At 39.3% G+C, this 26711-nt stretch carries 18 protein-coding genes and 3 pseudogenes; 4 read left to right on the plus strand and 17 right to left on the minus strand.

Going from position 1 to position 26711, the window contains the following annotated elements:
- The first annotated feature begins 61 nt into the window (after positions 1-61).
- Entirely contained in the window at positions 62-1669 is a 1608-nt protein-coding gene (locus ACJ9PY_RS12850) for an FMN-binding glutamate synthase family protein (RefSeq protein WP_057277607.1), read from the plus strand.
- Between the two features lie 202 nt (positions 1670-1871).
- Here ACJ9PY_RS12850 and ACJ9PY_RS12855 read toward each other — a convergent pair whose 3' ends face one another.
- Both ACJ9PY_RS12855 and ACJ9PY_RS12860 read right to left on the minus strand, forming a co-directional pair.
- Positions 1872-2810, minus strand: coding sequence for an MBL fold metallo-hydrolase (locus ACJ9PY_RS12855; protein ID WP_411740192.1), 939 nt, complete (start codon positions 2808-2810; stop codon positions 1872-1874).
- 439 nt (positions 2811-3249) lie between these two features.
- Complete coding sequence (locus tag ACJ9PY_RS12860; RefSeq protein WP_098864531.1) at positions 3250-3846, minus strand: branched-chain amino acid aminotransferase; 597 nt, start codon at positions 3844-3846, stop codon at positions 3250-3252.
- A 173-nt stretch (positions 3847-4019) separates the two neighbouring features.
- On the opposite strand from ACJ9PY_RS12860, the gene ACJ9PY_RS12865 reads away from it, so the two are divergent.
- Positions 4020-5132: an NAD(P)/FAD-dependent oxidoreductase gene (locus ACJ9PY_RS12865; protein WP_411740193.1), complete on the plus strand. Its 1113-nt coding sequence runs from the start codon at positions 4020-4022 to the stop codon at positions 5130-5132.
- Between the two features lie 323 nt (positions 5133-5455).
- Positions 5456-5750 (plus strand): annotated as a pseudogene (locus ACJ9PY_RS12870) (transposase); the annotation flags it as partial.
- 336 nt (positions 5751-6086) lie between these two features.
- On the opposite strand, the gene ACJ9PY_RS12875 reads toward ACJ9PY_RS12870, so the two are convergent.
- The 5 genes from ACJ9PY_RS12875 to ACJ9PY_RS12895 form a co-directional block, all read right to left on the minus strand.
- Positions 6087-6848, minus strand: coding sequence for a uracil-DNA glycosylase family protein (locus tag ACJ9PY_RS12875; protein ID WP_411740194.1), 762 nt, complete (start codon positions 6846-6848; stop codon positions 6087-6089).
- Positions 6849-7055: 207 nt separating this feature from the next.
- The gene (gene glaH, locus ACJ9PY_RS12880) at positions 7056-7994 is read right to left on the minus strand and encodes a glutarate dioxygenase GlaH (RefSeq protein ID WP_095392070.1); all 939 of its coding nucleotides are present in this window, start codon (positions 7992-7994) and stop codon (positions 7056-7058) included.
- 327 nt (positions 7995-8321) lie between these two features.
- Positions 8322-8663: a DUF3870 domain-containing protein gene (locus ACJ9PY_RS12885; RefSeq protein ID WP_034306813.1), complete on the minus strand. Its 342-nt coding sequence runs from the start codon at positions 8661-8663 to the stop codon at positions 8322-8324.
- A gap of 26 nt (positions 8664-8689) precedes the next feature.
- Positions 8690-9907 (minus strand): L-2-hydroxyglutarate oxidase, encoded by a 1218-nt coding sequence (gene lhgO / locus ACJ9PY_RS12890; protein WP_098864534.1) that lies wholly within the window; start codon positions 9905-9907, stop codon positions 8690-8692.
- Positions 9908-9924: 17 nt separating this feature from the next.
- On the minus strand, positions 9925-10596 hold the full coding sequence (locus ACJ9PY_RS12895; RefSeq protein WP_098864535.1) for a GntR family transcriptional regulator: 672 nt from the start codon (positions 10594-10596) through the stop codon (positions 9925-9927).
- 391 nt (positions 10597-10987) lie between these two features.
- On the opposite strand from ACJ9PY_RS12895, the gene ACJ9PY_RS12900 reads away from it, so the two are divergent.
- The gene (locus ACJ9PY_RS12900; protein WP_063576190.1) at positions 10988-11698 is read left to right on the plus strand and encodes a diphthine--ammonia ligase; all 711 of its coding nucleotides are present in this window, start codon (positions 10988-10990) and stop codon (positions 11696-11698) included.
- 587 nt (positions 11699-12285) lie between these two features.
- Here ACJ9PY_RS12900 and ACJ9PY_RS12905 read toward each other — a convergent pair.
- The 10 genes and pseudogenes from ACJ9PY_RS12905 to ACJ9PY_RS12950 all read right to left on the minus strand — a co-directional run bounded on the left by ACJ9PY_RS12905 (position 12286) and on the right by ACJ9PY_RS12950 (position 26570).
- Positions 12286-12858, minus strand: coding sequence for a site-specific integrase (locus tag ACJ9PY_RS12905; RefSeq protein WP_411740195.1), 573 nt, complete (start codon positions 12856-12858; stop codon positions 12286-12288).
- A gap of 487 nt (positions 12859-13345) precedes the next feature.
- On the minus strand, positions 13346-14317 hold the full coding sequence (gene uvsE / locus ACJ9PY_RS12910; protein ID WP_187049417.1) for a UV DNA damage repair endonuclease UvsE: 972 nt from the start codon (positions 14315-14317) through the stop codon (positions 13346-13348).
- Positions 14318-14499: 182 nt separating this feature from the next.
- Positions 14500-15003, minus strand: coding sequence for a PCYCGC motif-containing (lipo)protein (locus ACJ9PY_RS12915; protein WP_411740196.1), 504 nt, complete (start codon positions 15001-15003; stop codon positions 14500-14502).
- Between the two features lie 549 nt (positions 15004-15552).
- Positions 15553-15753 carry a hypothetical protein gene (locus ACJ9PY_RS12920; protein ID WP_369316442.1) on the minus strand — a complete coding sequence of 67 codons (201 nt, stop codon included), beginning with the start codon at positions 15751-15753 and terminating at the stop codon, positions 15553-15555.
- Between the two features lie 508 nt (positions 15754-16261).
- Positions 16262-16783: pseudogene (locus ACJ9PY_RS12925) on the minus strand (DUF1641 domain-containing protein); the annotation flags it as partial.
- Positions 16776-19739, minus strand: a complete 2964-nt coding sequence (fdhF, locus tag ACJ9PY_RS12930) for a formate dehydrogenase subunit alpha (RefSeq protein WP_411740197.1) — start codon at positions 19737-19739, stop codon at positions 16776-16778. The gene fdhF and the pseudogene ACJ9PY_RS12925, both read right to left, overlap by 8 nt.
- A 177-nt stretch (positions 19740-19916) precedes the next feature.
- Positions 19917-21791, minus strand: a pseudogene (gene pulA / locus ACJ9PY_RS12935) (type I pullulanase); the annotation flags it as partial.
- A 389-nt stretch (positions 21792-22180) separates the two neighbouring features.
- Positions 22181-24310 carry an ATP-dependent Clp protease ATP-binding subunit gene (locus ACJ9PY_RS12940; RefSeq protein WP_411740198.1) on the minus strand — a complete coding sequence of 710 codons (2130 nt, stop codon included), beginning with the start codon at positions 24308-24310 and terminating at the stop codon, positions 22181-22183.
- 967 nt (positions 24311-25277) lie between these two features.
- On the minus strand, positions 25278-25721 hold the full coding sequence (locus ACJ9PY_RS12945; protein WP_063576181.1) for a C40 family peptidase: 444 nt from the start codon (positions 25719-25721) through the stop codon (positions 25278-25280).
- A 222-nt stretch (positions 25722-25943) separates the two neighbouring features.
- Entirely contained in the window at positions 25944-26570 is a 627-nt protein-coding gene (locus ACJ9PY_RS12950; protein WP_098185970.1) for a metal-dependent hydrolase, read from the minus strand.
- Positions 26571-26711: the final 141 nt, after the last annotated feature.

Raw genomic sequence — 26711 nt, forward strand, 5'->3', positions numbered from 1 at the left:
TTGATCGAATTACCGAGTAGATTAAAAATACATGATTTTTTTGCATATCAGGAGGGATTGAATGAGTGGCATCGCAAATGTATTAATTATCCTTGGATTTACCGTTATTTTCATCATTATCATCATTTTGGTTTTACTATTAATTTATATGATTTTCTTTGATCGCATGCAGAAGCACCATGCAATTTTAAGAAATTACCCCGTGCTTGGGAGAATACGATACTTTCTGGAAAAAATCGGACCTGAGATGCGGCAATATTGGTTTAACAGTGATAACGAAGGAAAACCCTTTTCCCGCGATGACTATGAACATATGGTGAAAAGTTCAAAATATTTACGGGATGTCATAGGTTTTGGTTCAAAGCGGGATTTTGATGAGGAAGGCTTCTTTGTTAAAAATAGCATGTTTCCAAAATTGGCCGAAGAAGAAAAATATGATCGTGAAACCAAAGTGACGACAAAAAGATACATTCTATTGAAAGACCCGCTTTTCTCACAACGAGAAGAAAAATGGGAAGATGAAGCTTCCTCTGCATTCTTATTGGATGATGAGGATGCCGTAATCATCGGCCCAAACACTAAGAATCCCTTTCGGCTAAAAGGTCTTATCGGAATGTCCGCCATGAGTTATGGCTCTTTGGGTAAGAACGCAATCACTGCGCTTTCTGAGGGATTGGCTGCAGCAAAAGGCACCTGGATGAATACAGGTGAAGGCGGACTATCTCCTTACCATTTAATCGGCGGCGTCGATATCATCATGCAAATTGGTCCAGCCATGTTTGGGGTTCGGGATAGTACCGGCGAAATGGATTGGGATGAATTAAAGAGAAAAAGTGAAATACCCGAAATCAAAGCATTTGAAATCAAATTGGCCCAAGGCGCCAAAACTCGCGGAGGGCATATCGATGCTGAAAAAGTGAATCCGGAAATCGCTGAAATCCGTAAGGTCGTTCCGTACAAGGCAATTGATAGTCCGAATCGGTTTCACCAATACGATGACGTAAAATCCATGTGCGATTTTATCGAAAAAATCAGGGACCATACAGGAATCCCGGTCGGCATCAAAATGGTAATCGGCGGAACTGACAGTGTTGAAGAGCTTGCTAGCTACATGAAAGAAACCGGGAAAGGTCCGGATTTCATTACATTGGATGGCGGTGAAGGAGGAACCGGTGCTTCTTATCAGGAGTTGATCGATAGCGTAGGATTGCCGATAAAATCCGCTTTACCGATTTTAGTATCGACACTGGAAAAATACGGAGTCCGTGATAGGGTCAAAATCATCGCCTCCGGTAAATTGTTCACGCCTGATAGAATTGCGATCGCTCTAGCCATGGGAGCAGATCTTGTTAACATAGCCCGGGGTTTCATGATTGCGATAGGATGTATACAGACGATGAAATGCCATTCCAATGCTTGTCCTGTCGGGGTAGCCACCACTGATCCGGAATTGCAAAAAGCACTTGTCATCGATGAAAAGAAATACCGTGTGGTTAACTTTCTTGTAACCCTTAGAAAAGGATTATTTCGGATCTCAGCCGCAGCTGGTTTAGAATCGCCTCTCCATTTTCAGCCTAAGCACATTAGCTATAAGGACGATAAAGGAATTGTCACATCTCTTGAAGATATTATGAAAGAAGTTAATGGACAAATAGGGTCCAGGCAATGAAAAGACCACCGCCCAAGTATGATGGGCGATGGTCTTTTTTTCGATCAATGAATCCGTTATAGGCTGCCAATTGTATCAGGCATGTATTCGAGTATCCCCTGTCTCCGCTTTTCCCTTACCCGCCAGCTTTCCATAGCGATAATAAACATAAGATGGAGTAATTAGCGGCTTTAGATGGCTTTACTATAGTTTGGAAAAAATTTCAGATGGATTGATAATACCATTTGCCATCACGTTTAAACTTTCTGCATTGGTCATTCAAAAGAAGGTATTCTAGGTGTGCCAATGTTTCACCTACAGCAAATCTGGTTTCGTGAATGGACAGATTTCCAAATAAGATCTGGCAAGCACTTTTTACAGAAATCGGCTCTTTCATGTTTTCATGAATTACATGCAACCGGTCCTGGTGGTGATCCAACAATTCAACAATTCTTTTATTGGCATATTGAAACGGTTTCCCATGAGAAGGGATGACATATTCAACGTCAAGCTTTTGTATTTTTTTCAAAGAATTAAAAAACTCTTCCAATGGGTTGCTGAAACCTTTAAACCAATAAGATATATTTGGAGATATCTTGGGCAATATATGATCTGTCGAGAAAAGGACGCTATTTTCCTTATTATATAAGGAAATCAGGCCGTCCGAATGTCCCGGAGTGAAAAGCACTTCATACTCATATTTGCCAAAATGCAGCTTCATTCCTTCTTCAAGATGATGATTTACGGTAGGATAGGGTTTTACTTGGGGCATGAATCCGCTTTCGTCACTGGATAAGGCCGCGGCGACATCTTCTTCCATACCACACGCATTGTAATTATCTTTAAGCAGATTCAACGAATCGGCTTCCCAATACGTAGTTCCCGCATGCTCATCCACTTCTGTCATCCATACATCCGCACTGGTCAATTGTTGTAATGTCCCTGCATACCCGAAATGATCTGGGTGATAATGTGTGATGATAATATCGGCAATATCGTGTTTTTCGATAAGTGGGTTCCATAAATCTCTGGTCGTTTTGTTATTTAATCCCGCATCAATGATAGTCCATCCTTTTTCACCTTCCGCCAAGTAACAATGGACATGGTCCAATCTAAAAGGCAATGGAATCGTAATTTGAGTAACTTTCAATTCATTCAGCAAGTATAACTTCCCCTTCCGATGTAACTACATTTACATGAAAAAAATCGAAATTGCTAAAAACAAAACATTTAAGTTTATTAAATAACGTATACCATTAATCAATTCGACGAATTTTCTCAGTTTCCTTTAATCATATCCACAGCCAATCGATTAAAATCCAGAAGCCATATCCTGGGCGCAATGGTTAATTCATGAAAATTAAAAAAACGCCATTAAAATTAATGGCGGCAGACTGTAGACAAACTCGATGAAAATCGAGTTTGTCTATTTTTATGGCTTGTACAATTTGGACGTTGATTGGCACGTAGGGCACTCGCTTTCCGCTGGCGGTCGGCCCTCGGCTTTCGCCTGCGAGGTCTCCCCTAGACGCGCTTTTCTAAGCAGGAGTCTCGTACACCCGCTCCAATCAACTTTGTCTTACCTTTTACGGCACTTCGTTTTACATATCTTCCTCGATCGTTTGAACAAGGTTGAAAAGAAAATGATAAATTAAATGAAAAGCTTCTTCCAATGACATGTCTTCTTGAAACCCTTTAATGTTATCCAAGGCTAAATTCACATCCCATAGCCCGTCGCCCTGGTTAAACATTAAACTGAACGAACCAATTTTTTCTGCTTGAAGTTCCTTGGTTAAATACGTTTTTAAAACTTCTCCCATTTTTTTCTGGAATTTCAATCCGAACATCGCGTTATATGTACCGAAAACATCATCGACTTCTAACGAAAGTGCCTCAACGCCGATTAATTCGAACCATCGTGATTCAAAGTAAAGGAATTCATCTTTGTTTTTTTTCAAATACTCAATCGGTTGTGATAAAAATGCAGAGTTCTCTTCAGAGATTAATTCTTCGCTCTCTTTATTACTGCGCTCTATATAAGCATCCGTAAAACGCGATGCATTCTCTTTTTCCACTATGATGATATCCTCGGCGAGTAATTTATGCTTTTCTACATAATCCTTTTCTTCTTTAAATAACTCAATCTTGTTTTCGATTACGGATTCTGATATGTATGATTCCATTTGTTTTTTTAGCATGATATGTCCTCCTAGTGTCTTTTCAAGCTTTCACAATTTCAATCATAGCATATTCAGTATAGATAAAATAACTTTGTGAAAGAAATTACAATATCAAATGTGGAAATCATTTCTGGTCTCCGATATAGTAGTGGTAAGCGTTTATACATATGAAAGAAATGAGATGTTGAATCATGCAAAAAATCATTGTAGTTGGTGCAGGAATTTTGGGAGCTTCCACTGCCTATCAATTGGCTAAAAATCAGGTTGAAGTGATCATTATTGACCGCCAAGATGCCGGTCAGGCAACATCTGCAGCTGCAGGAATCGTTTGCCCGTGGATATCGCAAAGGCGCAACCAAGCTTGGTATCTTCTTGCCAAAAATGGTGCGGCCTTTTACCCGGGCTTAATTGAAGAACTAGAACGGGACGGTGAAACCGAGACTGGGTATGCCCAGGTCGGTGCCATAAGTCTGCATACAGATGAAGCTAAACTGAATGCCATGAAGAACCGGGCGGCAAAACGGCAAGAAGAAGCACCGGAGATGGGGGCGATCACCTTACTTTCCGCAGAAGAAACACGTGCCTTATTCCCGCCTCTTTCCAGAGAATATGCAGCCGTTCATGTGAGTGGTGCAGCGCGGGTCAATGGACGCGCACTACGTGATTCCTTATTGAGGGCTTCACAAAAATACGGTGCAAAACTTATGTATGGCGAAGCTAAACTTACATATAACGGTACTCAAGTGTCAGGTGTAACACTTAGAGATGAATTCATTCCTGCTGATAAAGTAATTGTTTGTGCTGGCGCTTGGGCACCGGAATTACTGAAACCACTGGGCGTGAATTTTCAAGTCACTTTCCAAAAGGCTCAAATCATTCATCTGGAAATGGCAAATGAAAATACAAATAACTGGCCTGTAGTCATGCCTCCTAGTGATCAATATCTTTTGGCTTTTGATCATAATAAAATCGTTGCTGGGGCGACTCATGAAAATACGGAAGTTTTCGATAACCGAATGACCGCAGGAGGGCTGCAGGAGGTTTTCAACAAAGCCTTGCAAACCGCCCCCGGTTTGACAGATAGCACGTTTGTTGAAGCAAGGGTCGGATTCCGTCCATTCACGCCGGGATTCCTTCCCGTCATGGGACCTTTACCTGGCTGGGGAGGCATAATCGTAGCCAATGGTCTTGGAGCTTCAGGTTTAACTATGGGCCCATATATAGGCTCACTATTGGCAAACCTCGCACTTGACAGAGAAATTGAAATCGAAATCGATAATTATGATGTAAGAGGTGCGCTATAAAAATTTAACTTCCCTTTAATTAACTTGCTGTATGAACTCGACTGATCAGAAAATGATCAGTTCCGTTTTTTTCAAATGGTCCTTTTCAAAAAAAAAATCAAGGACCTTTAATGGGTCCTTGATTCAGACTGTAGACAAACTCGAGGAAAATCGAGTTTGTCTATTTTTATGGCTTGTCCAATTGGGACGTTGATTGGAACGTAGGGCATCGCTTTTCTAAGCAGGAGTCTCGAACACCCGCTCCAATCAACTTTGCTTGAACTCTTAGATAAAACACTTCTGCCTAGGGTCATTTTAAAATAGAAGTATTAAAACATGAGGTGATGAAGATTCTTTCTAAACATGATTCTATTCAGCGAGATCAACTTGAAATGATTACTTTAGATTTAGTTCAACTGGTGCCACCGAACCATTTGGTTCGTAAATGGAGGCTGCCATTGACTTCACTTTCATTTATGACTTGGTGAAAGATATGTATTCAGAGTTAGGACGCCCAAGTATTGATCCAGTTATTTTAGCCAATATACCTTTGGTATTCGTTCCATGCGTAAAACGATTGAAGAAGCGGAAACAAATAAGGCTTACCGTTGGTTCTTAGGCTATGGTTTTCATGATAAAAAGTACCTCCTACTCCACGTTCAGGAAAAAACATGCTGTTCTTTGAAATGAAAAAATAAGAATCTTCCATTTCAATTTATTTCATCTATTTATTAATATCAGGTTCACTTACTTCTTCATAAATAACTTTTAACTCTTCAATAGTGAGTGTTTTTAAAAATTCCTCTAATTCATCCATGTTAATGCCTCCTATAATTAAGAACATTAGTTCCTATTATAATCACCATAATATCAGTAGTAAATAGTTAATTTTACTTTTAACACAAATAGATGAATTATAGAATTCCACATCCTTTCATACCTACAAAAGCTTCAATGAGCATACAGCACTCCTTTTTAACCCACGGTCATTTCCTTTGAAAAATAGTGCTGTAACATCATTTTCATTTGCTCTCTATTTGCTGCAAATTGCTTATGACGATGACCATTTCCTCCAGATGGATGAGGAAATCCTAGAAGTATGTTATTGGCATCCAAATAATCTTGACCCGCTAAATAGTTTAAGACCTTGGTAACATTAACGCCTAAAGGAATAATAAGCGGACGATCAATGGTACCTATTTCGGTAGCAAAGCCTTCCATTATATTTTTTTTAAGCAACTCGGTCTTTAAAATGTTCGGAGTTGTTCCACTATAGTTTTTTCCGTTATAAAAAACTGGGTAGGTTAAAACTGAGGTAGTATGAACGAGGTGACTCGCTTCGTCAAAAAGATCCAGTGTGGACGAAATGTTTAAGTATGTGTGTAATCCAAGCTCATCCAACATTTTAACTAAATTTTTTCTCATCGTTCCTTCAAAACTGGAATTTTTTTTTACTTCGTGCAGGATCTCTTCGTCACCATGCAGGTGCCCTCTTGCATTAATTATGGTAGAATAAGATTTTTTCATTTGATGTAAACCAGGAGTGATTCCGACAATCACCACTTTGGCCCGTTCATTTATATATTCGAAAGGAGCATAATATATTTCGAGTTTTTTCTTTTCTTCTCTTTCAAGCAAAAATTGCTCACTCTTTATCATTTCATCTGTATAGACAGCAGGTAAAGCTTTAATTAAGTCTTTAAATTGTGTAAACTTAGAAAAATTAGCGATCCCCATAAATTACTACCCCTTCTTCCCTTTATTTATTTTGGCCAATATAGTATATCAGAAATTCAGATTTGCCACCGACATAGGGGCATTATGAACCTTGTTGGAAACCTCTCAAAAAAAAGATAAATTGCTTTCCAACCCTTGGATTGAAAAGAATTTATCTTGAAAATGGTATTTGGGGATGAAAAAAATGTTTGGGTTTACAAATTGAAACTATTGATTGAATCTTCCGCGTTGGCGAAGTAATTCACGATTCAGGTTCGGATCCTTTTCAAATGCAGCGCGGCCGTGAAGCCAGAATATGTTGTTGACAACAACTAAATCTCCAACAGGCAGTTCAAGTTCGAGTACACTTTCATCACTTTCTAATGAATTGGATAAATCGCGCAAGTATTTGGCTTGTTCGATTGATTCAGGATAAACAAATTGATCGATAAAACATACACCAGGTTTGTTATTATGATTGAAGAAGGTCAATCTTTCAATTTCCTGGTCAACGTTCTTGCTTTTTGGAGCTTTATACGTGAATTTGTGGCTGGATAATGGATGATTCACATACATATCAAGCTCTTTCCAATCGTCTAAATGCAATAAACGTGATTCGCCACCGCGTGCATTTTGTTCGATCATCTTCATCATTAGTAACCAATCCGTTGGTTCATCTACAAAGGTGCCATCCGTATGAAGTGTAAATAAACGATAAGCCTGACGTAAATATGAATCACTGCTATCCGTGTCTTGAACACTGAAGCGGGCATAATATTTCCCTGACATGGAATCATGGTTTGGAGTTCCCAGCAAGTATGAAATGGCCGTTGCAAAAATGACATATTCATCTGTATTCTCCGTGACACCCTCCAAGCCAAGGGTGAAGCCGCCGGATTCCCGATCATGAACGATGTTACGAAGCAATTCACCAAAGTCTTCCCCTACTTGATCCAAAAGATATGAAGCAATGATGAGTCGTGCATATGGCGTATATTCCAGATGTTGAACAGACTGATTATCCTTGGATACCGTTTCTAAAAAAGCAGCAATCGCCTCTTTTGAAATTTCAATATGATATAAACGGCTGGATTGAGGGTGAACTTTCACCTCGTATTTTTCTGTTTTCCTTTCAAACTTCGCTCTCTTTTTTTCTGCAATGTTCATGAATGATTCCTCCTGTTATTTGTAATATAGTGACAAGGTTAACAGGAAATATAAAAAGCCAGTCGCACATGATTCCCAAATAAAATGGGAATCCAACTGTACAACTGGCTTATATTCACTTCACTGCTCTATGCAAATAGAGTCACAGCGAATATGCAGTTTATGTATGATTTATTTTTCCTGTTTCCAATCATTAAGATCTTTACACGATTCTGAAAAGGTAGTTTCCAAAAGGTGTTAATGTCATAATATTGGCTTAATTACATTAAAACGTTTTTTCATATAATTGTCAACACCTTTTACAAATTATTCTGATAAATTATTTTACTAACTTGGTAGTTTCGTTTTTTCTGCCGCTTTAATTTGCTGAAAATGGAGATCCAGGTCCTTCAATGCAGCAATCAATGCATTAGCCGCTTTCCCCCGATAATAAGATGTAATCGATTCTATCGCTTCATCAACACCATCATTTAAACTGATACCTTTTAATAAACGCCCAATAAATTCCCGTCCATGCTCTGTTGCCAGTGTACAAGACGCCTCCAGGATAACACCATATTTAGCATCGACTTCTGCAGTGATGGTCAATGTTTCAAAGACACTTTTCGCCGCCATCCCTTGAGGTAAACGTGCATGACCTGCAATAAAAATTGTTTTACCATTGAACATGAGGCCTCTTCCTCTCTTTAACAATATTATTTTGTCAATACAGCTTCCAATAAGTGTGTTTGTTCCGGAATGCGGGTAACAACCTCTTTTCCAATTTCAATGGAGGCTGTTGCTGCAGGTGACGGTGCATTACAAACATGAATGGTCCGTTTCCCCATTATAATATGAAAATCATCCACCATATTACCATCATCCTGTAACGCCTGTGCTCGGACTCCGGCAGGTGCAGGGATTAAATCATCTTCTTGAATTTCCGGAATCAATTCCTGAAGGCTTTTCGTAAATTGCTTTTTACTAAAAGAACGGACATATTCTTCCATCCCTTCCTTCATGAATTTACTGGCCAGTTTCCAAAAACCTTTATAGCTTAAAACTTCAGTTAAATCCTTCGCATTGAAATCGGTTTTTTTATAACCTTCACGTTTGAAACTTAGTACAGCATTTGGGCCAGCATCTACTTCGCCGCTAATCATCCGTGTGAAATGAACTCCTAGAAATGGAAACTTAGGGTTAGGTACCGGATAAATTAAATGATTGACAAGAAAGCGCTTTTCGGGCTTCAATTTAAAATATTCACCGCGAAACGGGACAATTTTCATATCAGTTTTATACCCCGCGGCTGCTGCGATACGGTCACTGTGCAATCCAGCGCAATTAATGACTATCCTTGCTTTTATTGTCCCGTTGTTCGTAGCGATGATGACTTCATCAGAATCCTCGTCAATCTTCTCCACCTTTGTATTCAGCTTGATTTCACCGCCGTTGCCTCGGATGATATCCGCCATCTTTTCACTTACCTGACGATAATTGACGATGCCAGCTTGCGGGACGCGAATCGCTCCAAGTCCATTAACATGCGGTTCAATTTCCTTTAACTCTTCCACACCGATTCTTTGGATAGCTAGCTCATTTTGTAAACCGCGTGAAAATAAATCATCTAGAAGGGGCAACTCTTCTGGTTTTGTTGCAACAATGACCTTGCCGCAAATATCATGATCAATTCCATGCATCCTACAGAATTCCGTCATTGATTTGCTTCCTTGACGGGCAAACCGTGCCTTGAAACTGCCTGGTTTATAATAAATTCCTGAATGGATGACTCCGCTGTTATGCCCCGTTTGATGATCTGCAACAACAGCCTCTTTTTCAATGACTACCACTTTAGCATTAGGAAACCGCTGATAAAGGGCCATTCCCGTCGATAAACCTACAATTCCCCCGCCAACAATTGCGAAATCATACACAATTAACACTCCTTTTATTAATGATTTTTAGTATTCAGCAACTTCATATACGTAATTAAATTGTTCTTAGTCCGTAAGATGTGAAATTCTACTGCTGCCCTTAGTTCTGCAGGATCCCCTCTTAGTGCCGCTTCATATATCATCCGGTGTTCCCGTTGCGTTTCTGGGTAATAATCAATCAGCAAATTCGGCGCAATGGGTGAGATACCCAACGTTTCTACCATTTTTTGAACTCTTGGCCATGGGCACCCTTTTCGGAGGGTTTCATGAAAAGCCGCATTCAAAAGGATATAATGTTCATTGGTTTCATCAGATAACTGAATCCCTTCCATTTCAATCAAAATTCCCTTTAATTTTTCTTTATCCTCCTTTGTTAAATAAGGAAGCGACTTTTCTACAGCAAGGCCTTCAAGCAGAGACCTGGTATGATAAATTTCTTCAATATCATCCCGGGTAATCGGTGTGACGATTGCTCCTTTATGAGGAACCATTTCCACCAACCCCTCCATTTGAAGTTGTGTAAGGGCTTCACGAATGGGCATTCTGCTTACTTCCAGGCGATCTGCCCACTCCTCTTGGATGAGTCGCTCCCCCTTTTTTAACGTCCCATTCAAAATCGCCTTCCTAAGACTTTTCGTTACATTTTTTACGATTGTAGATTTATCTCTTTTAGAATTAGCATTATCCAATCTAGCGTCCACCTTTCGATATTGGATACAATTTTAACTATATCAACTTAATGAAGCGATTACAATACAGAAAATTAAATAAATTGTATCCAATTTAAAAAACACTGGATACAATACTAGGTAAACATCTACTTTTCTCATATAAAGATAATTTATGGCATTCATTTATATGTAGCTATACACTAGTGATTTAAAATAATCATCTTATATTGTTCAGTTCAGTATAGAGAAGTTTTTTTAGGATGAAATTCGATTCAAACCAAGTCTTTTTGTATCAAGATACATTAATATCTTATCTGCAGGCTCCAAGCGTGTTAAAATCAAACAAATATAGTTATGAAGTACAAAATATGAAATTGGTAAAAGTCATTAGAATAAAGGGGAAAATTGCATGGCAGAATTAATCGATTGGAAAAATAGTGCTCACGGGCATAAATTCATAGCATCTTTTAGCGGAGGAAAGGATAGTGTATTAGCCTTATATAAGGCATTGAAGGTTGGAGAAGCTGTAGGACTGATTGTTATGTTGGAGGAGGAAGGAAAACGTTCCAGATCCCATGGAATGCCTCCGGAACTCATAAAAGCCCAAGCTGAATCAATAGGTTTGCCTGTATATACTGCGGCTGCGAGTTGGACTGATTATGAAAAGGTATTTATGCGCCTTTTAGAAGATGCAAAGAATCAAGGAGCAGAAGTGTTGGTAACTGGAGACCTGGATATGCCTGCCCATGGTTGTTGGCATGAAAAGGTTACGAAGAATGCCGGATTGAAGCTTGGAATGCCTTTATGGGAAATGAACCATCGTGAAGCTGTCGAAGAGTTCATGAATCTAGGATTCGTTACGATCATTGTAACCGTTAATTTATCATTGGGAATGCGAGAGGATGATTTAGGACGAACATTAACCCATGAATACGTGAAGGAACTTGAAGCTCGCGGCATTGACCCCTGCGGAGAAGGTGGAGAGTTTCATACCACAGTAATAAATGGGCCTATTTTTAAACAGCCAATTCCTGTTCGTAAATGTGAGATTATTAAAGACGGGGAGTATGCTTTTTTACCTTTGGAGCTAGATAAGATGACGAATAAGAGTACCTTATAACCGAACTTATTATCAATATTCCTGGCAACAACTCTATACTGCACCCCAATTATGTGATTTTCTTTAAGGATTGAGGTGCAGTTCATCTGAGGAGTCCTTTAACAATAGGATAAGATTATTTTAGTTAACATAATAAAATTATAGTAACTTAACTTTGCAGCAATCATTTATTGCTGATAACTTTCTGATTCATTATTTGTTAAATAGGAGAACAACAGACTTTTAGAAGAAAAAATATTTCTAATATACCATTTTAATAAGAAATTAAGCGATAAAAATCAGTACTGGTGACATCAAAAAAAGACTATATATTCTAGTCTTTTTTGAAAAGTATTCGGTTGATTTAAAACTGTTGCCTTAACAAAACTCTTATATTTTTCAAAAATCCTCAGTGAAGGCGATTTTCTTAGTATAAGGAGCTTATCCCCCTCCGAAACCCCTTTCACCTCTCCGCATCAATGATGCCGGTTTTATCTCCCCTTTCAGATATAACGAAATAATGTTTCTCTATAATAATGCTCTATTTAAGGACTGTGTTATCCATATAAAAAGAATGAAAAATACAGGAGTTGTCTTCGTCCGTTCAATTAATAATAGAAATCCATTAATGTTTCGTCCATTAAATCCTGTGTGAGTCCTATGTAAATCATCGTATCTTTGGGATTGGAATGATTAAGGATTTGCTGCAGTAGAGCGATATCCTTGAATTTTTGGTAATGCAAATAGCCGAAGGTTTTTCGGAGGGTATGTGTACCGACATCCGGAATGTCTGCCATTTCAGCCGCTTTGTTCAGAACTCTATAGGCCTGCACCCTGGTGATTGGACCATTACCTTTTCGACTTGGAAATAAATACTGTTCATTTTTCAGGTTCGATTTGCGGACATATTCCCTAACTTCCTTACGAAGCTGAGGATTGACAAGAAACCGCTTAATTTTATCTGTTTTTTGCTCCACAATGACTATATGCGTACCCTCAAGGATGTCTTTCACTCGCAATTGTAAAAGATCCCCTATACGTAATCCGATGTTTATCCCGATTGAAAACATCATATAATCCCTGTAGCTGCAATATTTTAATAGTGATTTTTTCATCTTTTCTATGTGATCCAACCTGCGTATCGGCTGAACATTTTTAATTCTTTGAGAGGTTGCTTGCATGAACGGCTCATTCCCCTTTCTCCTTCTTTCATTGTACGTGAACAGCTTAAAAAAAGGCAAGTTTTATAAATTTTGATACGCTTATAAACCTTGATTTAACGGGATTTCGAATGTATCAATAGAGGTCCTTTGTTACATTCGGAATATTCTAACAAAAGTGACCCGGGAAGAGCTTGTAATCTACTATCCTCCTTTCGCCGTCTTATAGCTTCATAGAGCGCTTTTAATCTGTTCTTGACTTATGACTCCAATGAATTAAAACAATAGCTTTAAAAGCCAAATATGGAGCTCGTTTTTTTGACTTTTTTAATATTTTTGTAAAATAATGTATACTACCCCTATAACCCAATCAATTTTCCATTCATTTGGCAATTCATTTAATTTACTATAATTTAATTATGTAAACTATTGTTTTAAACATTTCTTCATTTTAAATTTAACAAAGAGAATTCAATTTACTTCCCTTTGTCAAATATCCCCCAATCCATTAATGAATATAAAAACTGGCACCATCAATGATTTCTATGTCTTTGTGACTTTTCAGCTCCTCCATCAGCTGGAAAAGCGCTCCATCTTTTTGTTTTGCTTCAATCATGCAGTCGAGATGTGGTAAGCTTCCCTTTATTTGTTGCAAAAATTCCATGAACATCCCAGTATCCACAAAGTCAGCATGTGCTCGAAATTCTTTATCGGACCTTGGACTTGAAATATGCATTTTAGGGTGTAGTTTGGAATTACTCCAGGTAGTCAATATTCGGTCCCAATGATTTTTCCAATCTTCATTTGGTAAATGATGTGCGAGGTGATGGTGATAATCAAAAACCATTGGTATTCCCAATTTTTCACATAAATAAAGGGTTTCCGACAAAGTAAAGGTAGTATCATCATTCTCAAGAATGACCATTCTTTGAATCGATTCCGGAATCAAACCCCAATTATGGATAAACTGCTCTAATGCCTGTACATGCTCGCCGTACCCCCCGCCAACATGTAAAACACAGCGATGTTCGGGATCCACTCCCATTTTTTTTAATAATGTATAATGCATCCTTAATGTTTTTAAGGATGTCTTCAGAATATCGATATTTGAACTATTCAAGATGACAAAATGATCTGGATGAAAATCTACCCTTATTTTGGGGTGATTCTTTATGAATGTTTTTAATTTAGCCAGTTCTTCTGAAATAGCTTCTATGTAATCCCATTCTGGAATTTCCGGATGATTGGCTAAAGGGATAAGTTTTGAAGAAAGCCTAAAGAACTGAATATTATTGGCTTCGTTATGAATCAGTAAACGCCAGCAATTATGAAGATTGGATATTGAAAGGCGTTCGAGCTTCCTTATCGCTGCATCTCTGTCCTTAATCTTCGAAAACTGAGTATAAGTCATCGTTTGGGATGGCGAACAGTTTGGCACATGATTACTCATGGCTACATAACCAAGGCGAATTAATGTCAAGGTGATGGCTCCTTTACGGTTGAATGTTTAATGGAAGTATTCCCCTTTTTGACCAATAATATATATGTGAAAAATCCACCGTTCCAAGAAAATAAAAAAATGGCCTTTTTCCGAAAGAATATCGGGCCAAAACCATTTTTCCAAGTTATCATTTCAGTCTAGAATTTCATACTTTTTTTCACTTACACTTCAGGGGTAGGAGTTGGTTTGGAATACCCACTTTTATATTTTTCATCGACTTTATTCCGGATCTCTTTGACGCTCATGCCATCATTCAAGTCCAATATGGATTGCGCAGCAATTTCCAAGCAAACTCCGCATCTTGTCCCGTGGTCATCCCAAACCACTTCCCCATTTTTTTTATTCTCATGGATAAAGCAATCATAATTATTTTTATGGTTAGCTGACTCTCCGCAACCGCAATAACAAGGTATTTTTTCTAGTAAATCTTTATTTTGTGCAACAGCTAAATAGATTGTCTTCATATCCTCTGGTTTTTCAGCTAAGAAATCCGGTGCTATTTCCTTACTGCTTGTCTCTTCCTGAAGATCTCCGGATACCGTATGCTCTGAATGTCCTTCATGGCCGCTTTCTTTTTGTACAACACTTTCCTCTTCACTTGAACAACCTGAAAGTATTATCGAAAAACAGATTCCCATAGTGACCGTCATTAATTTCAAATTCATTTTTACACTCCTTGCTCCTTTTAATACTCCCATTTTATGGCACGTAAGCTGTTTCTACAAGCATAAGTTTCCTTAATTATTAGGATTTAAAATGTCAATTATACTAAAATGGCTTTCTGGTACGACTTTCGTACATAATTTTAAAGTATTTACCACGCTTTAAGATAAAAGAATGAGGTGATACTGTGATAAGAGTGCTACCATCTTTGTGTTTTTTAGGCACGTATTTACTTATTATACTCCTCGACAACCTACAGGTCTTGAATATATGGCTCTTTCTTTAGAATCAAACAATATTTGATCGTAGGTCGTGGAGAAGATTACTTTCTGCTCTTGTTATTTACCATATTTTTTTATATTTGTTTATATCCTCAGCTATCAAAAACCGGCAGCCTCCCTCTTCATGAAGCAGCTGGTTTAATTTTTTGTTTTTTATATGCGGTTATCAATAAGGACCTAATACGGACAAAGAACGATCGAATGAGGGTTAAGGAAACCCCACCTATAATTATGCAAAGAGGCCCACTTTAACGACAGAACTCTTTTTATTCAATACGGAAGGATCATCGTAATCGTAATCAACTTTCCAAAAGGCACGGTGATACCTGTAGGAATCAACTCTTTCCATGCCATAATGATGTTACCATCCGCCAATCCGTCAAGATGGATTACAGTTGGCTTTACCGATTTTTGGTGTGGAGATTCAATCATTCGCACGGACATATCTGAACTATGACCGAGCTCTTTCATAAATCTCTTTACATTTTCACTCCCTCACATAATAGGTGCCATCGGTTGTAGGTTTTTCTTTAGCTCTTTTTAGAGAACGTCCTATCCTCACTTTTCCGCCCCTTACTAATTAAGTGTGTGTTCGTTTCACCAATGATCGCTTTTATTATTTGGATCTAAGATAAGTATATGTAATAAAAGGATGGCGAGAAAAATCTTGATAGCACGTTCAATGAAAAAAGCCGATGCATTCCCTTTTGGCGATCATCGGCTTAAATATTTTTAGTGGGTTCTCAAAAAACAAAGTCAATTTCTCAGACGATTCTACGTCCATTTCAATAAGTTTAACGAGCAAGGCACTTTATTTCCTACTTTTAGCTAAGGTTAGTGGAATCGTTACGAGTGAAACTCCAGCTGCAATCCAAAACCAACCGGTGTTTCGTTTTTTATCGCTTCCGCTTTTACTGGGAATACTTGATCCGTATGATTTTCTGGAGGTGGGCCGTTCTATTTCCGCTGTTTCATTCGTTTTATGCAAATGCTGATTCTCCGGTAATTGGGTGGTTCTTTCTAAATCGCTTGTATCTTCTCCCATTCCTTTAATAAAAGTCATCAGGAAGGTCATGGCTTGTTTGACTTCTTGGTCATTCAAGGAACGCAGTAACGCTAAATAACTTGGCTTTTCTGGCGTTTTATCAGCTTCGGCCACACGGGCAATCCCTGAGTTGACTTTGAGGATTAGCGGTTCAAGCTGCTGAACATTAAGTGTCCCTAATGTGCCAAGTATGAGAAGCAGATTTTTCAACGTATTTGCCGTTTCTGGGGTGTCCGCTGTCTTGACAAGAATGTTCAGCACTTTATCCCCTTCCTTCAACAAGCTGTTAACCATCGATAATATCCCACAATCCTGCATGCCCTTCATGACTTCAAACGTTTCTTTAATCACTTCTTTATTTTCCAATAGGGTACGCTCGATATCCTCGAGTTCAATCCTTCTTCTTTCTTCATCGCTAATGGAGATTCGATTGATCACTTTTGTCGCTTTAGCCACGGTTCCTCTCCTCCTTTTTGATCTTCAAGAGGTCACCAGGGAATATATAATCTTCGCGGGCCCATTTTTTTTGTACTTGTACACCCATTTGCGGTTGAGGATTCCCATTACGATGGTTGATGCTTGGCAATGGATTGTCTCCTTTGACCCTAAGAACTTCCATTTTTGCTTGAACTTCCTTATAGGCGGGAGTATCAGTATCTTTATCTGAATGGCTGCTTGTCAATTGGTTGATGGCCCCGTCACCTGAATCGTTCATCGGAAGATAAACTTCTTTACCTTTTACACGATCCGTAATCAGACATTCCACTTTTGCATGTCCATACGGTGAAGTGAGCCGAACAAGAGTGCCATCCTCAAGCCCTCTATCTTTTGCCAATTCCCGGGATACCTCAAGGAAGACCTTTGGCGTTTTGGAAGTGATGCCTTTTGATTTATATGTCATGTTTCCTTCATGGAAATGTTCCAATAAACGGCCATTATTCACATGGATATCGAACTCATCCCCAAAGTCAATCGGTTTGGTCCATTCGACTGGAAATAACCTCGCTTTTCCATCGGGAAACGGAAAAGCTTCCGTGAATAACAGTGGCGTATCTTTACCATCTGGCGTCACTGGCCATTGAAGACTGTTATAACCCTCCAAGCGTTCATACCTTACTCCTGCATATAACGGTGATAGTTTAGCGGCTTCTTCCATAATTTCACTTGGATGCTCATAATTCCAGCCGGCTCCTAACGAATTAGCGACATTCATTATAATTTGCCAATCAGGCTTTGAGTCGCCAAGCGGTTCAAAGACTTGATAAAGACGTTGAATACGGCGTTCCGTATTCGTGAAAGTACCTTCTTTTTCAAAGCTTGGGCTTGCGGGAAGGACGACATCCGCGAATTCAGCCGTTCTTGATAAGAAGATATCTTGTACCACAAAGAAGTCCAGTTTTTCAAATGCTTTATGGACATGATTGATATTCGAATCGACCAGACCCATATCTTCACCTTTTAAGTACATGGCTTTAATGGTATCTGAATGAATCCCTTCGACCATTTCATGATTATTAAGGCCAGGGTTTTCAGGAATTTTTGTACCCCAGATGTTTTCATATTTCGCGCGTACCTTTTCATCCGTTACTTTTTCATAACCTGGCAAGCGATCCGGCATACTGCCAAAGTCACTGGCACCTTGTACATTATTATGTCCGCGTAAAGGGTAAGTGCCTGTTCCTGGTTTACCGTAGTTGCCCGTTATGAGCAAGAGATTGGAAATTGCAGTACTCGTATCACTTCCTCCGCCATGCTGGGTAACGCCCATGGCCCAAAGCGCTGCAACGCTTCCCGCTTCATGAATGGCTTTTGCCAACGTAATTAACTCTTCCTTAGTTACGCCTGTTACTTTTTCCGCATATTCCATTGTGTAGGGTTCTAAAGTCTTGATATATTCCTCCATCCCATTTACACGATTTTTGATGAAGTCTTTATCTGTCCAACCTTTATCGACGATATATTTAGTGACGGCCGAAAGCCATATCATATCCGATCCCGGAGCAGGCTGGATGAAGAGGTCGGACCGGTCAGCCATTTCATGCTTTCTGATGTCTGCGACTATCAGCTTCTGTTTCCCCAGTTTATGGGAACGCTTAATTCTTGTAGCCAACACGGGGTGTGATTCGGATGTATTGGAGCCAATGATCAATACAAGTTCGGACTTTTCGATATCCTTTATGCCCCCTGTATCCCCGCCATATCCAACCGTTCTGAATAGTCCCAAAGTAGCCGGTGTCTGACAATACCGGGAACAGTTATCAACATTATTCGTGCCGATGATGCCCCTAGCCAGTTTTTGCATTAAATAGGACTCTTCATTGGTGCATTTGGAAGACGTTATGAAAGCCATCGAATCCGGACCGTGAGAATCCTTGATGTCGGTGAATTTACGGGAAATCAATTCAAGGGCTTCTTCCCATTCAGCCTCTCTGAACGCATCCCCTTCTCTAATTAAAGGTTTTGTTAGTCTTTCTTCACTATTCACAAAATCCCATCCGAATTTCCCTTTAACGCAAGTCGAAATTCCATTTGCAGGTGCCTCCACTTGCGGTTCGATCTTAAGGATTTTACGGTCTTTGGTCCAAACGTCAAAGCTGCATCCTACACCACAATATGTACAAACCGTTTTTGTCTTCTTGATCCTTGCATCCCTCATGGCGGATTCCATATCTGAAATCGCTAAAATCGAGCCATAACCCGTTTCAACATTTTTCGTAATTTCTATCATAGGTCGAAGAGTTTGTTTAGCGATGCCAGTTAAAAATCCGGCTTCACCCTCCATCCCTTTTTCCATCATTGCATTACACGGGCAAACTGTGGAACAGTGCCCACATGACACACATGAAGATTCATTGATCGGAACATTATCATCCCAAATGACACGCGGACGTTTTGCTTCCCAATCAATAGTCAATGTTTCTGTGACCTGTACATCTTGACAAGCTTCAACACAACGGCCGCAAAGGATGCATTGATCTGGGTCATATCGATAGAATGGATTTGTCCGATCCACTTCATAGGGTTTTTGATCAAAAGGAACACTTTGATGATTTACCTTCATTTCCTTAACGGTATTGTGTATTCCACAAGTGCCATTATTATAATCGCAAACCGTACAATAAAGCTCATGGTTATATAATATCTTGTCCATCGCCATGACCTGTGCTTCTTTTACCTCTGCTCCGGCTGTATCGATTACATCTCCATCTTTGATCTTGGTGGAACAAGATCTAACTAGTTCCCCATTAACGCTCACTAAACATGTATCACATGTTTCGATAGGACCTAGGCTAGGGTGGTAACAAACATTCGGGACTTCAATGGAGCTATCCGTCAGCATTTGTAATATTGTTTGATTACCTTCCAGACTGGTCTCAGCACCATTGATTTTTACATGCACTTTCTCTGGCAAAATAATCGCTCCCCTCTTAAAAAACGATAAAATTCATCATTTGGTATTTTCTACCCTCGCACAAATTTTCTCAAACTTGTGAAAGTGAATAATGGAAGTCTTCATTTGACCAATTTCATATTAGAAAATGAACCAAAGCCGAAGTGAGACATGTATTCACTCACTTCGACTTTAGTATCATTGATTAGTGTTTGCTTTCAATACAAGCGAACTTAAAGGGGCAACGGTTATCTGACTCCCTTTAATCCTATCAATTTCTTCCAGGCCCGAACGCTGACCATCCACTAAAACGGACCAATTACCTTCGTGCGGAAGAGTAATGGTTATCGCGTCCCAATTTGCATTATGAATCACTGCCATTTTATAATCTTGATGTTGTAAGGTGAATGCAACCGCATTTGGCGGAGCATCAATGAATTGTAATTGCTCCTCAATTTCTTCGGGTGTGCTTAACCTAAAAACAGAATGATTTTTCCTGAGAGAAATCAGCCCTTTCATATACTCCACTTCCCGATCTAACTCCGCTCTCCTTTTCCAATCCAACCTGTTAATCCAATCAGAAGATTGATAGCTGTTTTCATCTCCATCCTTCGTGCGCATAAACTCTTGTCCAGCATGTATCATGGGAATTCCCTGTGACAGTAAGACAATTGCCGAAGCTAATTTATGCATCTGTTTCCGTTTTTCTTCCGTAGCATCTGGATTAGTGATGAGCAGCTTATCCCATAACGTATAATTATCATGTGCTTCAACATAATTGATCACCTGATCTGGTCTTTGATATGTGGCGATATCTTCATCATATTTCAAACCACCAGCGATGCCCTTTTTTACAATATCTTCCATTCCTGGTTTGCCATTGACGAATCCCTTATCATGTTCATTCATGACAAACCCTTTTAAACCATCACGGATCGCATCATTAAAGTGAGCGATTCCAGGCATTTTAAAAGCATTCTTTTGATTTGCTTTCAGCTCTTGGGCCAAGGGGGTATCCATATCCCAGCCTTCGCCCAAAACAATGAGGGTCGGATCAATTTCTGCCAGTGCCTTTTTCACTACATTCATCGTTTCCACATCGTGAATACCCATTAAATCAAAACGGAAACCATCAAGGTTAAATTCCTTCGCCCAATAGGTTACAGATTCAACGATGAATTTTCGCATCATTTTACGTTCGGAAGCAGTATCATTTCCTACACCAGTTCCATTCGATAAGGTGCCATCGGCGTTATAGCGAAAAAAGTATTTGGGAACGAGTTTATGGAAGTTTGAGTCTTCCACAGAATAAACGTGATTATATACAACATCCATGATCACTCGTAACCCGTGGTCATGTAAACCTTGTATCATTTCCTTTAACTCCCGGATCCTTACTTTTGGCTGATACGGATCAGTCGAATAAGAGCCTTCGGGAGCGTTATAATTCTGTGGATCATATCCCCAGTTATATTGTGGTTCATTCAATTTCTTTTCATTGACTGTAGCAAAATCAAATATCGGGATAAACTGAACATGGGTAACACCTAGATCTTTAATATGATCAAGACCCGTTTTCGCTCCTTCTGGACCTTTGGTTCCGGCTTCAACTACTCCTAAGAATTTACCTTTATGATGGATTCCGCTTTCAGGATGAATCGATAAATCCCGTGTATGCAATTCATAAATGACTATGTCCTCAGCTTTTTCAAGAGGTGGTTTATCCCGTGTCCACCTTTTTGGGTTCGTATCTGTTAAATCTATAACGACCCCTTTTTCACCATTAACAGTAACTGCGCGAACATAGGGATCGACGGCTTCGCTCCAGGTTTCTCCCACTTTCACTTTATATGTATAAATCAATCCATCCTGATTTCCGTTCAGCTCAATGGTCCAGGTCCCCTTTTCCGAACGAACCATTTGAATCTCCATTCCATCTGTATCATCCCAATGTTTATAAGTAACTAGCTTGGCTTCAGATGCAAGTGGTGCCCATAACCGGAATGCCGTTTTATCTTTAAGATAGGAATTCCCTAAATCTTTGCCTTCATAGAAATATAAATCATCCAATTCTGACGGGATATTAGCAATCGGCAGGGATTCCAACTGATTTTCCGTTTCATTATCCATAGGTTTTTGATTATTTTTATTTTCCTCTTCAAAATAAGAAAGTGAATCTTTAATAGGTCATTCCTCCATTGAAATTCCCATTTTAGAACAGGAATTATTCATTTTTATAATCATGAGCGAATCTTCCATTATGTTATGATTCCACAGGCATTACCCATCAAAACATCCAATCTGCAAATTATGTCGAAAATTCAGAAATCTATATTTAATAATCGAAAGCAGCAGGTCATTTGGCTGGACCTTACTTATCGTTTAACGAAAAGTGAATCCAAAAAAAAGAAAAAAATGCCTCCATAACAGTTTTACGGTCTTGGAGGCATTTCTAGTACTCTTTATGGTGTTTTAATAATTTTCACTGAGCTATCTTCAACAATTGCAGTGAAGTTCTTAACTTCAGGCTGCTCAAAGATAAAGTCAGTGATGCCATCTTCGAGCTGTTCTTGAAGAACACGGCGGAGCGGTCTCGCCCCGAAAGTTGGGTGATATCCGAGTTCAATTAGCCTTTGTTTCGCTTCATTGGTCACATCTAAAGATAAACCATTTGCAGCAAGTGTTTCGTCTAGCTCGTGAATCATGATATCAACAATTTGCAGAAGATCTTCTTTCTTCAATGCAGAGAATTCAATGATGCTATCGAACCGGTTCAAGAATTCCGGTTTGAAGAAGCTCCCTAAAGATTGCAGGATTGAAGCCTCTTCCACAGCTGAACTTGTACCGAATCCCATTACTTTTTGTTTCTCACCGACTCCTGCATTACTCGTCATGATGATCACGGTATCTTTAAAAGTAACGGTCCGGCCTTGACTGTCGGTTAAGCGGCCATCTTCCATGATTTGCAGGAACATATGCATGACATCCGGATGTGCCTTTTCGATTTCATCCAATAAGATGATACTGTAAGGCTTGCGGCGAACTTTTTCGGTCAATTGTCCAGCTTCCTCATGTCCTACATATCCAGGAGGAGAACCAATTAATTTGGAAACACTGTGTTTCTCCATGAATTCACTCATGTCAAGACGAATCATAGCGTCCTTGTCCCCGAATAATTCCTCGGCAAGAGTTTTCGCCAATTCGGTTTTACCGACTCCTGTCGGACCGACGAAAAGGAAAGAACCGGTAGGACGATTTTTGGATTTTAACCCGGCACGACTTCTTCGAACGGCCTTGGATACCTTTTTGACAGCCTCTTCCTGCCCGATTACTTTTTTCATCAGCTCCGCTTGGAGATGAATCATTCTTTCTTGCTCATCTTCTTGGAGCTTACCTACAGGAATGCCGGTTTTTTGTTCGATGATATTTTGAATGTCTTCAATGGTTACGGTTGGCTTAATTGCATCTTCCCCTGCTTGCAATGACTTTTCCAGTTTTTCTTCTTCATCACGAAGAACGGCAGCCTTTTCATATGCTTCTTCTTTTAAGGCCATTTCTTTTTCTTTATAAATTTGCGCCAGTCGTTCTTTCATGTTTTCTACCTGGCCGTCTTCGATGGTCAAGTTCAATTTGGAACCAGCTTCATCCATTAAGTCTATTGCCTTGTCAGGGAGGAACCGGTCTTGAATGTAGCGGTTCGAAAGTTCAACAGCCGCTTTTAGGGCTTCCTCACTATATGTTACACCATGATAAGATTCATAACTTTCTTTTAAACCGCGTAAGATGACCAATGCCTCAGCCGTTGTAGGTTCGTTAACCTGTACAGGCTGGAAACGTCTTTCAAGGGCACCGTCTTTTTCAATTTTCCGATATTCGGATAAAGTGGTTGCTCCGACAAGCTGAAGTTCGCCGCGTGCAAGTGCAGGCTTCAAGATATTTCCTGCATCCATTGATCCTTCGGCCGAACCTGCTCCCACAAGTTGATGAATTTCATCGATGAATAAAATGACATTTTTCCTTTCCTGTAATTCGCTGATCAATTGCTTCATTCTTTCTTCGAATTGCCCTCTAATTCCAGTATTGGAAACAAGGGATGCTACATCAAGCATATATACTAGTTTATTACGTAATTTAACTGGCACCGAACCTTCAACAATCGCTAAAGCAAGACCTTCAGCAATGGCTGTTTTACCGACACCAGGTTCACCGATTAAAACTGGATTATTTTTATTGCGTCTGTTTAGAACTTCAATGACGCGTTTGATTTCTTCATTTCGTCCGATTACCGGATCAATAAGTCCTGCTTTAGCAGCATCGGTCAAATTGCGGCCATACTCCTCAAGCAATCCTCCGTCCTCGCCATTTTCAGCTGAATCCGGTTTTGGTACACCATTATAATTAAATGGATTGAATGAATTTGGAGATCCGTTAAATTGGAATTTCCCCATATCCATTCCGCCCATAGCTGCTCCAAGTTTGTTTCGTTCTTCTTTATAACAAGTGGAGCACAGTTTCACATCATGCTCCTGACCATTCATATTTAGGTGAACTTGAATATTAGCTTGGTTTACATGGCATTTTTCACAAAGCATGTAGTACTCCTCCTTTAAAAAATTAAATTGAAAGCAAATCTTTGACCTTCTTTGACTTTCTGACTTTATTATACATTGACCTTCTTTGACTTTCAATAATTTTGTCTGGGAATTTTTTTGAAAAAAAGGAATTCCTTCGATTTGGTTTGCTTAGCATATTAAACTATCCATTTCCAGTCAACTAAAAAGCTTTCATGAATGCTTCATACTACCGATTACCCAATTCAGGAATCACCATAACCTTAAACTATTAGCAAAATGCCAATTCTCTTGTCCATGTGCCTCATTCACTCTTATTTTTTGGCTGTTTTCGCATACTTTGTTGCTATTTACTAAGTAGTGCGGTGTGGTTGATTTCCCCTCCAGATGCTCGCTTTCCGCGGGGCGGGCGGTGAGCCTCCGCGGCGTAAACGCCTGTGGGGTCTCACCTGTCCCGCTGCTCCCGCAGGAGTCTCGCACTTCCGCTCCAATCACCCTTAAATAGTTTCGTTTTAAAAACAACAATCTTTACGAAAAGAGCCTATTTTTTAAAACAAAAAAAGACTTTATTAAGTCTCTTTATGGTTAGTACAATTTTTAAACGTTGGATTTCCACTCCAGGTACTTGCTTTCCGCGGGCGGTCGGGGAGCCTCCTCGGCGTCTTCGCACCTGTGGGGTCTCCCCTTGACGCGCTTTTCCCGCAGGAGTCTCGCACCTTCCGTTCCAATCATCTTTGTTTTAATTTTAAGATAGAATACTTTTTTGTTTTTAAGTAGTATTAATACTTGAGGTGATATCGATACTTTCTTAAAAGTCCCCTCGTTGTTCAACCCATGCCATGCTTTCCTTTCCGCAATAGCTGCTTCAATTCCAATAAAAAACCAAAAAGGTTTCGGAATGAAACCTTCCGAAACCTTTTTGTCTACAAATTGAAAGAGACTTCATTAAGTCTCTTAGCTTTTTTATATTAAGATTGATTTTCTTCTATTATATACGTTTCGCACCGATATACTTTGGCTTCCAATAACTATTATTGGTTTTAGCGTATGACACTCCTTTTGATGATGACGAGTGTATGAATTCATTGTTTCCTATGTATATGGCCACATGTGTAGGTTTTTTCGCTTTATTTGGTGCAAAGAACATTAAGTCACCTTTTTGCAGGCTTTTAACTTTCTTTCCTTTTTTATATATGTCAGCAGCAGTTCTTGGTAAATTCTTACCAGCCTTTTGATATGAATACTTCACTAAACCCGAACAATCAAAACCTGATGAAGAAATGCCACCCATTTTATATTTTGTACCTAGTTCACTTTTAGCCACTTTAATCGCTTTTGTATGATATGAAGCAGCTTCCACTTGGTTTCCGGCAAAGGATGCGGTTACAAGCGTGATAGCCAATGACAATCCGACGACAATTTTCTTAAACAAATTATTTACCCCCTGATGTGATTTGCTAAACCTAATATACTAGAAAAGCTATATCACTCGCATCACAGGATCTTTACGAATATGTTACATTTAGTAGATTTAGGAAGAATGACCATATAAAACATAGAAATAAGTCGAATCAAGTGTCCATTCAATATATTGAAAAGCACCTTTAATAAAACTATCTTTTCTTCATAAAAAAACAGCGGTAAAAAACCACTGTCAAAATTCTTTTGAGAAAAATGGAAGAAATAATTTCACTCCACGTTTATTAAAAGGTAAACATTTCAAATCTGCAATTAAATGACTTATGTATCCTAATGAACAAGTGGCGAAAATTCCGTCAATCCCCATAAAGGCTTCGAATTGAAAGGCAATGATGCCAAAGAAAGCGATACCGGCAATCGAATGGGTATAACTTCTATGTGGTGTAAAGGATGCCAGGATAATATAGACTCCAAAAAGCCACAACCAGCTTTCCTGCAAAGATAAACCGCCTCCTAATACCGCTAATCCAGTCAAGGTCAGCATATGCCTTTGCCTAATGAAAGATGAAATAATGATGATTCCGATTCCTGCTCCTGCACCGATCCACTTTTCCGTTTCAGAGCCTTCCAAAAGACTATAAATGATCATTAAAATTCCAATCGTTTGTGCTATCGTTCGGATAAACTTATGTGAAAAGGTAATCCTATTACTTAACTTCCCATCAATATCCATATCGGGCATCAGCCCTGAAACTCCCCCGATGCCCACCAAGAATAAAGTGGTGGTTGGATCTGTTTGAAGTGTGTTTGCCGTCAAGAATCCAACTGTTGCCCCTATGGCCATGTGTGCTGTCCCGTTCACTGTCTCTCTCCTGCCTCTAAGAAGTAATCTGCTCAAGAAACGAATGTTTGTTCGAATCTCTGCATACCTAACTATACAACATTTTGGGGGGAATTTCTTTAGTTCTTATAAATAAAGCCAAAGAAATCAGTGATTAGAGCA

Origin of the sequence: Peribacillus sp. S4 (assembly GCF_046715815.1) — a bacterium.
GTDB classification, from domain to species: Bacteria; Bacillota; Bacilli; order Bacillales; family DSM-1321; genus Peribacillus; species Peribacillus frigoritolerans.